This is a genomic window from Pseudomonas sp. CFBP 8758, from assembly GCF_014841725.1.
GTDB lineage: Bacteria > Pseudomonadota > Gammaproteobacteria > Pseudomonadales > Pseudomonadaceae > Aquipseudomonas > Aquipseudomonas baltica.
Map to the genome: position 1 here is coordinate 491,156 of NZ_JACYUK010000002.1, position 10,767 is coordinate 501,922.

Below are 10,767 nucleotides of genomic sequence, written 5' to 3' on the forward strand. Positions count from 1 at the left end.
ATGCCCGCGAGGGCATCGGATTTTTTCATTTCTGCTGTGCGGCCCGGTGCAGGCTGCACATCGGCAAGATTATATCTTGCCGAGCAATACCAGGATCAGCAGGATGACCAGTACAGTACCGATGATACCCGACGGGCCATAACCCCAACTTCTGGAGTGCGGGAATACTGGCAATCCGCCAATCAACAGCAGAATCAGAACGATGATCAGTATGGTGCCCATGGCGATTTCCTTATTTGGACAATGAGATGATTCGTCAGCGAGCCAGTAGCACTCGTCCGCCTAATAGCTCGGACTATGACCTGCCGTAAAAAGTCCCAAAGATTTAAAAATGTTTCCGAGCCGGGTCTGGGCTGGCGTATTCTCGCGGGCCGATATTCGCTCTGGAGAGTTCGAGTGCTCAATTATGCGTGGTTTTTGCTGGCCGCCCTTTTCGAGATCGCCGGCTGCTATGCCTTCTACCTTTGGCTGCGGATGGGCAAGAGCGCACTGTGGGCATTGGCAGGCGTGCTGAGCCTGACCTGTTTCGCGCTGTTGCTCACGCGCGTGGAAGCCGCCTATGCCGGCCGTGCGTATGCAGCCTACGGTGGCATCTACATCGTTGCTTCGCTGGGGTGGCTGGCCGTGGTCGAGAAAGTTCGGCCGCAGACCTTCGACTGGCTCGGCGCAACGTTGTGCGTGCTGGGGGCGAGCATCATCCTGTGGGGGCCGAAGCTGCAACAGGGCTAGGAGCGGCGAGTGTGGCCAAGATTGTAAATATCCATACAAAGACAGCTTGAAGTGTATGGATCGGTACAACTAAGTGACGGCTTGCCTGCTGCAAGTGCGAAATATCTGACAGGGAATTTACTAACTTTCGTAGGCTTAAACTGTATTGCTCTGCTTGCCTTGTGATGGTCGAAAACAGGGTCCACCCTCAAGAAGCATTCATTTGAGGGAACAAAGCCATGCTGGTATTGACGCGACATGTAGGCGAGCTGATCTCGATCGGCGATGACGTCTGGATCAAGGTGCTGGACGTGCGGGGCAACACCGTGCGCTTCGGCATCCAGGCGCCCAAGGACGTGGAAGTGCACCGTGCCGAGGTCTATCGGCGAATCCAGGAGAAGCACGGCAAGCATGCCAAGGAGGTGCCGGTGGTGTGACGCTCAGTCGAACAGCTCGGGCGCTATGTCGTGCTTGAGCATCAGCGTGCACTGCTGGCTCTCCGGATCGAAAACGATGAACGCCTGTTTCTTGGCCAGTGCATGACGCACGCGTTCGACCCGCGTGGGCAAGGGTGTCTCATCGCCGTTGTCGGTTCCGTCGCGGGTCACGAAATCTTCGATCAGGCGGGTCAGGGTGTCGGCTTCGAGGTGGTCGTAGGGAATCAGCATGTTCGGCGCTCACAGGGTAGACCGGCATTGTAACAGTGCCGCGCCTGCCCGAGGCCCCAAGCCAGGCAGCGGCAAGGGGCAGGGCGGCGGTGGTCCGGTTGGATCGGGCCGATCAATGGCTGGATTTCTGCCCCAGCACATCTTCGACCGCAGGTACGCGGGTGTCCGATTCCATCTGCGCGTCGTGCTCCAGCTGATGACTGAAACGCTCGAGCGAGCCGTTGTTCGGCTTCGCATCGCTGGCGAACACCGGCGGGCTCAGCATGTAGGCCGTAAGAATGCGGCTCAGCGCGCTGAGGCTGTCGATGTGCGTGCGTTCATAGCCATGGGTTGCGTCGCAGCCGAACGCCAGCAGCGCGGTGCGAATATCGTGGCCCGCCGTGACGGCCGAATGAGCGTCGCTGAAGTAATAGCGAAACAGGTCGCGCCGCACCGGCAGTTCGTTCTCGTCGGCGAGCCGCAACAGATGCCGCGACAGGTGATAGTCGTAGGGGCCACCGGAGTCCATCATGGCCACGCTCACGGCGTGCTCGCTCGAATGCTGGCCGGGTGCGACAGGTGCGATGTCGATGCCGACGAACTCACTGACGTCCCACGGCAGAGCCGCCGCCGCGCCAGAGCCGGTTTCCTCGGTGATGGTGAACAATGGATGGCAATCGATCAGAGGCTCGTAGTCGCTCTCGACGATGGCCTTGAGCGATGCCAGCAGCGCGGCAACACCTGCCTTGTCGTCCAGATGGCGGGCACTGATGTGGCCGCTGTCGGTGAATTCGGGCAGTGGATCGAACGCCACATAGTCGCCGATGTTCACCCCCAGCGACTCGCAGTCGGCACGCGTCGCGCAGTAGGCATCCAGGCGCAACTCGACATGGTCCCAGGTCACTGGCATCTGGTCGACGGCGGTGTTGAACGCATGCCCGGAGGCCATCAGGGGCAGCACGCTGCCGCGGATCACGCCGCTGTCGGTGAAAACGCTCACACGGCTGCCTTCGGCAAAGCGGCTCGACCAGCAGCCTACCGGCGCCAGTGACAGGCGACCGTTGTCCTGCACCGCCCGTACGCTGGCGCCAATGGTGTCCAGATGCGCAGACACAGCGCGGTCCGGTGAATTCTGCTTGCCTTTGAGAGTCGCGCGAATGGTACCGCGGCGTGTCATTTCAAAGGGAATGCCCAGCTCTTCGAGGCGTTCGGCGACGTAGCGCACGATGGTATCGGTGAACCCGGTAGGGCTGGGAATGGCGAGCATTTCCAGCAGCACTTTCTGCAAGTACTGGATATCCGGTTCGGGAATTTTGGCTGTCATGGAAACTCCTGAGGTGGATAGGGTTATGGGGACCGCTTCGTCACGATCCCGGTAGCGTTTCAGCGCGGAGCCTGTGCGGGTCGCCGCGGCAGGCTCCATGCGGGCGTTTACCTGGGACCGCTGTGCGGGAACAGCAGATCGACGAAGCGCTCTGCCGTCGGTTGCGGTTCGTGGTTGGCCAGGCCCACGCGCTCGTTGGCTTCGATGAACACGTACTCCGGCTGGTCGGCGGCCGGAACCAAAAGGTCCAGACCCACCACCGGTATGTCCAGCGCGCGAGCGGCACGTACCGCTGCGTCGGCCAGTACCGGGTGGAGAATCTGCGTGACGTCCTCCAGATGCCCGCCGGTGTGCAGGTTGGCCGCTTTGCGCACTGTCAGCGTCTGGCCGCTGGGCAGAATGCTGTGCATATCGAAACCGGCGGCCTGCACGGTGCGCAGGGTTTCCTGGTCCAGCGGAATCCGGCTCTCGCCGCCAGTGGCCGCCTGGCGACGGCGGCTCTGCACATCGATCAGCGTGCCGATGTCGGTGTGCCCGTCTCCAATGATCTGCGCCGGCCGGCGGATGGCTGCCGCAACCACTTCGTAGCCGATGACCACGATGCGCAGGTCAACCCCTTCATGGAAGCTTTCGAGCAGGACCCGGCTATCGAACTGGCGAGCATGCTCGATGGCCTGCTGCACCTCGTCGAGTGTGCTCAGGTCCACGGCCACACCGTTGCCTTGCTCACCGTCGAGCGGCTTGACCACCACCCGGCCATGTTCGTCGAGGAAGTCCTGGTTGTCGTCGGCACTGCCGGCCAGCTGCTGCGCCGGCAGGCTCAGGCCAGCGGCCCTGAGCACCTTGTGGGTCAGGCTTTTGTCCTGGCACAGGGTCATGCTCACCGAGCTGGTCAGGTCGCACAATGATTCGCGGCAACGGATGCGCCGGCCACCGTGCGCCAGCGTGAACAGACCAGCCTCGGCGTCGTCCACCTGCACATCGATGCCCCTGCGAAACGCCTCGTCGACGATGATCCGCGCGTAGGGATTGAAATCGGCCTGCGGACCGGGGCCCAGGAACAGTTTCTGGTTGATGCCGTTCTTGCGCTTGATGGCGAAGGTGGGCAGGTTGCGAAAGCCCAGCTTGGCGTAGAGGTTCTTGGCCAGGCGGTTGTCGTGCATCACCGACAGATCGAGGTAGGCCAGGCCGCGGCTCATGAAGTGCTCGACCAGATGCCGCACCAGCACTTCGCCCACACCTGGGCGTGTGCAACGTGGGTCGACGGCCAGGCACCACAGGCTGCTGCCTTTTTCCGGATCTCGAAAGGCTTTGGCATGGTTGAGGCCCATGACACTGCCGATCACATGCCCGGTGTCTTCATCTTCGGCCAGCCAGTACACCGGCCCGCCCTGATGTCGTGGGGTCAGCAGGCTCTGGTCGATGGGCAGCATCTTGCGCTTGAGATAAAGCTGGTTGATGGCCTGCCAATCGCCATCGCTCTGCGCCCGACGAATACGGAACCCACGAAACACCCGCTGCGCGGGTCGATAATCGCTGAACCACAGGCGCAGGGTATCGGACGGATCGAGGAACAGTTGTTGAGGCGCCTTGGCCAACACCTGCTGCGGCGCGGCAACGTACAGAGCGATGTCCCGCTCACCCGGTTGTTCGTTGAGCAGCTCGGCAGCCAGGGCGTCCGCGTCGGGGTAGGTATGCCCGATCAGCACGCGGCCCCAGCCGCAGTGCAACGGTCGTTGTTGCAGGTCGTCGCTATGGCCTTCTTCGGCCAGCCGCGCCTGCAAGCGCTCGTAGGACGGCGACTGGCCGCGCTGCAAGCGCTGGTTGAATGCCGTGGCATGAGCTTTCATCGATCAGAGTCCTTGTTCGCTGAGCCACAGGTTCAACGCCGCCAGCTGCCACAGCTTGGAGCCGCGCAGCGGCGTGAGTTGGCCTTGCGGATCGGTCAGCAGACGGTCGAGCATGGTCGGGTTGAACAGGCCGCGGTCCTGGCTGGGGTCCAACAGCAGGTCGCGCACCCAGTTGAGTGTGTCGCCTTCGAGATGCTTGAGGCCAGGCACCGGGAAATAGCCTTTCTTGCGGTCGATGACTTCGCTCGGAATCACCAGCCGCGCCGCTTCCTTGAGCACCTGCTTGCCACCATCGGGCAGCTTGAACTTGCCCGGAACCCGCGCGGAAAGTTCGACCAGTCGATAGTCCAGGAACGGCGTGCGCGCTTCCAGGCCCCAGGCCATGGTCATGTTGTCGACGCGTTTGACCGGGTCGTCGACCAGCATCACTGTGCTGTCCAGGCGCAAGGCCTTGTCCACCGCTGCATCGGCGCCGGGCATGGCGAAGTGCTCGCGCACGAAATCACCGGCAGCATCGTTGGCGGTCAGCCATTTGGGTGCCACGGTTGCGGCGTAGTCGTCGTAGCTGCGGTCGAAGAACGCATCGCGATAGGCCTGGTACGGATCGCTGGCGCCGTCCACTTGTGGGTACCAGTGGTAGCCTGCGAACAGTTCGTCGGCGCCCTGGCCGCTCTGCACGACCTTGCAATGCTTGGCAACTTCCCGCGAGAGCAGGTAGAAGGCGATGCAGTCGTGGCTGACCATCGGCTCGCTCATCGCGCGGAACGCGGCGGGCAGCTGCTCAATGATCTCTCGCTCCTCAATGCGCAGCTGGTGGTGCTCAGTACCGTAGTGTTTGGCGATCAGGTCGGAATACTGGAACTCGTCGCCACGTTCGCCGCCGGCATCTTGAAAGCCGATGGAGAAGGTCGACAGATCCTTCACGCCCACTTCGCGCAACAGACCTACCAGCATGCTCGAATCGACGCCGCCGGACAGCAGCACGCCCACATCCACGGCGGCCCGCTGGCGAATGGCGACCGCTTCGCGGGTGCTTTCCAGCACACGGTCGCGCCAGTCTTCAAGGGTCAGGTTGGCTTCGTCGGCATGGGGCCCATAGGGCAAGGTCCACCACGTTTGCTGTTCGGTCTTGCCGTTGGCATCGATGCGCATCCACGTCGCTGGCGGCAGCTTTTCGATGCCCGCGATCAACGTCCGTGGCGCAGGCACTACGGCGTGGAAGTTCAGGTAGTGGTTCAACGCCACCGGGTCGAGAATCGGGCTGATGTCGCCACCCTTGAGCAGCGCCGGCAGGGCCGAAGCGAAGCGCAGGCGCTTGTCGGTGCGCGACAGGTACAACGGCTTGACGCCCAGACGGTCGCGGGCAATGAACAGACGTTGCGTGTCGCGCTCCCAGATGGCAAAGGCGAACATGCCGTTGAGCTTGGGCAGCAGTTTTTCGCCCCAGGCATGATAGCCCTTGAGCAACACCTCGGTGTCGCCGCCCGAATAGAAGCTGTAGCCCAGCGCTTCCAGCTCGCTGCGCAGTTCGGGAAAGTTGTAGATGGCACCGTTGAACGCCAGGCTCAGGCCCAGCTGGGCGTCGGTCATCGGCTGCGCGGAGCCGTCCGACAGGTCCATGATCTTCAGGCGGCGATGGCCCAGGGCAATCGGCCCTTGCGCCTGAAAACCCCAGGCGTCCGGCCCGCGTGGGGCCAGTTCATGGGTAATGCGTTCCACGGCCGCAAGGTCCGCAGGTTGAAAGTCGAAGCGCAACTCACCAGCTAATCCGCACATAAGTCCTTACCGGTTTTTCCGTTGGGGAATGGCCGAGTTAAGTTCGGCCAGGTATGAAACTGACCGAGGCGGGTAGCGAGAGTTTTAGAACGATCGGTTATAAGGGCGATAAGTCGCCGGGTAAGCATTCGCGGGTAGAACCCGCTCCCACAGGTCGGCGGCGCTTGACGGCTACTTGAGATTACCGCTGAGAAACTGCCGGAGGCGTTCGCTTTTCGGATTGGCCAGCACCTGGGAGGGTGGGCCTTCTTCCTCGACCAGCCCCTGATGCAGGAACAGCACCTGGCTCGAGACTTCGCGGGCGAAGCTCATCTCGTGGGTGACCATGATCATGGTCCGGCCTTCCTCGGCCAGGCCCTTGATCACCTTCAGCACCTCACCCACCAGCTCCGGGTCGAGCGCCGAGGTAGGTTCGTCGAACAGCATGACCTCCGGTTCCATGGCCAGTGCGCGAGCGATGGCCACGCGTTGCTGCTGGCCGCCGGAGAGGAACGCTGGATACTGGCTGGCAACCCGCTCAGGCAAGCCGACCTTGTCCAGGTAGCGCAACGCGCGGGCCCGCGCTTCGTCCTTGTCGATGCCCAGCACCCGGCGTGGCGCCATGGTGATGTTGTCGAGCACGGTCATGTGGCTCCACAGGTTGAAGTGCTGGAACACCATGGCCAGGCGCGTGCGCAGGCGCTGCAATTCTTCGGCGTCGGCAACCCGCATGCCGCCGTGGTCGCTGATCATCTGGATCGGCTTGCCATCCAGGCTCATGGCGCCGTCGTCGGGCTGCTCGAGAAAATTGATGCAGCGCAAAAAGGTGCTCTTGCCCGAGCCGCTGGCGCCGATCAGGCTGATCACGTCACCCGTGCTGGCCTTGAGCGAGACGCCCTTGAGCACCTTGTTGTCGCCATAGCTCTTGTGCAGGCCGTCGATGGTCAGTTTGTACATGCGCAACACGTCCTCAAGGTTGAAGTAGATAGCCGCTGCGGCAGGCCTGGGTACCCGCGACATGGGCCACCAGCATGCCAGCGGTGGCCATGCGCCGCAGCGAGCGGGCGTACATCAGGCCAGGCTGCCGATTGCGCACCGGGGTAACCGTATTGCTCAGCGGATCGATGATCTCGGCGATCAACTGGTCGGCTTCCAGGTACTGTCCGGGCACCGCGCTGTACACCAGTAGCCCACCCACCGGCGCGGTCACCGGTTCTACGGCAGCCAGCGGCGTTGCCGCAGCGAGCAACGCTGGCAGGTCGGCTGGCTGGCGGTCGATGGCACCGACGCTGGCCAGGTAGTCGAGGATGGCCTGGCAGTCGCCGCTGGCCATCGGATGGTTGACGTCGCCCTGGCCGCGCAATTCGACAGTGACCGAAAAGCTGCCCATGGCGATCGGGAAGCGCTCGCCGAAACGTTGCTGCAGCTGCCACCACAACAGGCTGAAGCACTCGTCGAACGACTGCCCGCCCGAATCGGTGGCCAACAGACTGGCCTGGGCGCCCAGATAGCGCGCCAGCGGCTCTACCTGCGGCCAGGCCTCGGGCGTGGTGTACAGATGCTGCACGGCTTCGAAGTCGCAGTGCAGGTCCAGCACCATATCGGCGTCGCACGCCAGGCGCTGCAGGGTCAGGCGCTGCGACTGCAGGGCGGTGGCGGGCTGCAGCCGGTTCAGCCCATCGCGCAGATGCGTGCGGATCAACGCGGTATTGCGTGCCACATCCTCACCCAGCAGGCTCTCGACGGCGCACCCGACCTGATCGGCCAGGTCGACGAAACGGCGATTGAAGTTCTCGCCGGTTTCCAGCTCGTAGCGGCCCATGGGGGTGTCCATGACGATCTGGTCGAGCCCGGCCGGGTTGGCGATGGGCACCACCACGATCTGCCAGCGCAGTTGCCCGGCGCTTTCCAGTTCGGCCAGGCGCTGACGCAGGTGCCAGGCGACGAGCATCCCCGGCAGCTCGTCGGCATGCAGCGAGGCTTGGATATAGACCTTGCCGGCACCGCTCGGGCCGTAGCTGAAGCTGTGTATCTGGCGCGCGGTGCCCGGCAGCGGAGCCAGCAGTTCATGAATGTCGTGTTGCATGTTCAGGTCCTAGTGCGTCGGGCCGAGAAAGGCCAGCCAGCGGCGTTCGGCCAGGCGAAACAGTCCGACCAGAGCGAAGGTGACGGTCAGGTAGATCAGCGCGGCGATACCGAAGGATTGGAAGGTCAGGAAGGTCGCCGAATTGGCGTCACGCGCGACCTTGAGAATGTCCGGGATGGTGGCGGTGAACGCCACCGTGGTCGAGTGCAGCATGAGGATCACTTCGTTGCTGTAGTAGGGCAACGAACGGCGCAGGGCGGACGGCATGATCACGTAGGCATACAACTTCCAACCGCTGAGGCCGTAGGCTTTGGCCGCTTCGACCTCACCGTGGTTCATGCTGCGGATGGCCCCGGCGAAGATTTCCGTGGTGTACGCACAGGTGTTCAGCGCGAATGCCAGCACCGTGCAGTTCATCGCGTCGCGGAAGAAGTCGTTGAGCAGAGGCTGCCCGCGCACCGCCTCCAGGCTGTAGATGCCGGTGTAGCAGATCAGCAGCTGGATATAGAGCGGGGTGCCGCGGAACAGGTACGTGTAGAACTGCACTGGCCAGCGTACCCAGCGCCGATTCGAGACCCGTGCGATCGACAGCGGCACCGAGAACACGAAGCCGATCACCAGGGCGGCAGTGAGCAGCCACAGGGTCATCGCCAGGCCGGTGATGTTCTGCCCGTCGGAGTAGAGGAACGGTCGCCAGTATTCTTGAAGAAGCTCGATCATCGCAGGGCCTCCCGGGTGCCCGCGCTGTAGCGTCGTTCAAGCCAGCGCAGGGCGATGTTGGAGGCACTGGTGATCAACAGGTAGATGAGCGCGGCCAACACCAGGAAGTAGAACAACTGATAAGTGCTCTTGCCCGCGTCCTGGGCGGCCTTCACCAGATCGGCCAGGCCGATGATCGACACCAGCGCCGTGGCCTTGAGCATGACCATCCAGTTATTGCCGATACCGGGCAGGGCGTAGCGCATCATCTGCGGAAACACGACATAGCGAAAGCGCTGCGAGCGCTTGAGGCCATAGGCCGTGGCCGCTTCGAGTTGCCCGCGCGGTACTGCCAGCATGGCACCGCGAAAGGTCTCGGTGAAATAGGCGCCGTAGATGAAACCCAGGGTGATGACCCCAGCGGCGAAAGGATCGATTTCGATGTAGTCCCATTCCAGCGCTTCGGTAATACCGGTCAGCCAGGTCTGCAGGCTGTAGAAAATCAGCAGCATCAGCACCAGGTCGGGCACGCCGCGAATCAGGGTGGTGTAGAGCTGCGCAGGCACGCGCAGCGCCGCGGCGCCGGACAGCTTGGCGCTGGCGCCGAGCAGGCCCAGCACCACGCTGACCAGCAGCGAGAGCAGGGAAAGCTTGATGGTCATCCAGGTGCCCTCGAGCAGCAACGGGCCGAAGCCCTTCAAGCTGAACGCAGACAACCCGAGGTACTGCAAAAGGTCATCGAACATGAATCTGGCCTTTGCCGATCAAAAAAACGCCCATCCCCGAGCGGGAATGGGCGCTGTCATCGCGGGGGTTTATTTACCGCTGTACAGGTTCAGCTCACCGAAGTGTTTCTTCTGGATTTCGCTGTAGGTGCCATCATCATGTAACGCTTTGATACCTTTATCGATGAACGCCTTGAGTTCCTTGTTACCTTTGGCGATACCCACGGCCGTCTTGGCCGGCAACAGCTCGCTGTCGATAGCCTCGCTGACTTCATAGCCAGCACCCTGTGGCGACTTCAGGAAGCCCAGCTCGGCCTGCAACATGTCTTGGATGGACGCGTCGAGACGACCTGAAATCAGGTCGGCGTAGACCTGGTCCTGATTCTGATAGGCCTGGGTCTTAACGCCAGCCTTGTCGAGCACGGCCTTGGCGTAGGCTTCCTGAATGGTGCCTTGCTCGTAGCCCACGGTCTTGCCCTTGAGCGAGGCCAGGTCTGTGCTCAGGCCTGCACCTTTCTTGAACACCAACGAAGTCGGGCCCGAGAACAGTTCGTTGGAGAAGTCGATGACTTTTTCCCGCGCCGGGGTGACGGTCATCGAGGAAATCACGCCATCGAATTTCTTCGCCTTGAGGCCCGGAATCATGCCGTCGAAATCGCTTTCGACCCACTTGCAGGTCACTTTCAGTTCCTTGCAGATGGCATTGCCCAGATCGATGTCGAAACCCACCAGGCTGCCGTCGGCGGCCTTGGATTCGAACGGTGCGTAGGAAGGATCGACCCCGAAGCGCAACTCCTTGTATTCCTTGGCCATTGCGCTGCCGGCCGAAAACGCCAGGGCCAGAGCAGAAAGGGTCAGCAATGCTTTTTTCATCGTGCAGTCCTTAAAACCAGTTGAATGCGTTGGTGAGGGCGATGTGCGTTACCGGCAAGTGCCAGACATCATTTTGATAGCAATTTCCGCACCATAGTCC

12 protein-coding genes are annotated in these 10,767 nt (G+C 62.2%); 2 read left to right on the plus strand and 10 right to left on the minus strand.

Going from position 1 to position 10,767, the window contains the following annotated elements:
* Positions 1-69: 69 nt before the first annotated feature.
* Positions 70-228, minus strand: coding sequence for a DUF3309 family protein (locus IFT75_RS06035; protein ID WP_122479270.1), 159 nt, complete (start codon positions 226-228; stop codon positions 70-72).
* Positions 229-396: 168 nt separating this feature from the next.
* On the opposite strand from IFT75_RS06035, the gene IFT75_RS06040 reads away from it, so the two are divergent.
* Entirely contained in the window at positions 397-729 is a 333-nt protein-coding gene (locus IFT75_RS06040; protein ID WP_122479269.1) for a YnfA family protein, read from the plus strand.
* Between the two features lie 218 nt (positions 730-947).
* On the plus strand, positions 948-1,145 hold the full coding sequence (csrA, locus tag IFT75_RS06045) for a carbon storage regulator CsrA (protein WP_043187251.1): 198 nt from the start codon (positions 948-950) through the stop codon (positions 1,143-1,145).
* Between the two features lie 3 nt (positions 1,146-1,148).
* Here the strand turns inward: csrA and IFT75_RS06050 are convergent, their stop codons facing one another.
* The 9 genes from IFT75_RS06050 to IFT75_RS06090 all read right to left on the minus strand — a co-directional run bounded on the left by IFT75_RS06050 (position 1,149) and on the right by IFT75_RS06090 (position 10,667).
* On the minus strand, positions 1,149-1,376 hold the full coding sequence (locus tag IFT75_RS06050; protein ID WP_192053776.1) for a YheU family protein: 228 nt from the start codon (positions 1,374-1,376) through the stop codon (positions 1,149-1,151).
* Between the two features lie 112 nt (positions 1,377-1,488).
* Positions 1,489-2,679, minus strand: coding sequence for an osmoprotectant NAGGN system M42 family peptidase (locus tag IFT75_RS06055; RefSeq protein WP_122479267.1), 1,191 nt, complete (start codon positions 2,677-2,679; stop codon positions 1,489-1,491).
* Positions 2,680-2,786: 107 nt separating this feature from the next.
* Entirely contained in the window at positions 2,787-4,529 is a 1,743-nt protein-coding gene (ngg, locus tag IFT75_RS06060) for an N-acetylglutaminylglutamine synthetase (protein ID WP_192053778.1), read from the minus strand.
* Positions 4,530-4,532: 3 nt separating this feature from the next.
* The gene (locus IFT75_RS06065) at positions 4,533-6,305 is read right to left on the minus strand and encodes an N-acetylglutaminylglutamine amidotransferase (RefSeq protein WP_192053780.1); all 1,773 of its coding nucleotides are present in this window, start codon (positions 6,303-6,305) and stop codon (positions 4,533-4,535) included.
* A gap of 171 nt (positions 6,306-6,476) precedes the next feature.
* Positions 6,477-7,241, minus strand: coding sequence for an ABC transporter ATP-binding protein (locus IFT75_RS06070; RefSeq protein WP_185793914.1), 765 nt, complete (start codon positions 7,239-7,241; stop codon positions 6,477-6,479).
* A gap of 13 nt (positions 7,242-7,254) precedes the next feature.
* Positions 7,255-8,370: a succinylglutamate desuccinylase/aspartoacylase family protein gene (locus IFT75_RS06075; protein WP_192053782.1), complete on the minus strand. Its 1,116-nt coding sequence runs from the start codon at positions 8,368-8,370 to the stop codon at positions 7,255-7,257.
* Positions 8,371-8,379: 9 nt separating this feature from the next.
* A complete protein-coding gene (locus IFT75_RS06080; RefSeq protein ID WP_122479262.1) occupies positions 8,380-9,090 on the minus strand; it encodes an ABC transporter permease in 711 nt (236 codons plus the stop codon).
* A complete protein-coding gene (locus tag IFT75_RS06085; protein WP_192053784.1) occupies positions 9,087-9,815 on the minus strand; it encodes an ABC transporter permease in 729 nt (242 codons plus the stop codon). The genes IFT75_RS06080 and IFT75_RS06085 overlap by 4 nt, the downstream gene beginning before the upstream one ends.
* A 69-nt stretch (positions 9,816-9,884) precedes the next feature.
* Positions 9,885-10,667, minus strand: coding sequence for a transporter substrate-binding domain-containing protein (locus IFT75_RS06090; RefSeq protein ID WP_192053787.1), 783 nt, complete (start codon positions 10,665-10,667; stop codon positions 9,885-9,887).
* Between the last annotated feature and the right edge of the window lie 100 nt (positions 10,668-10,767).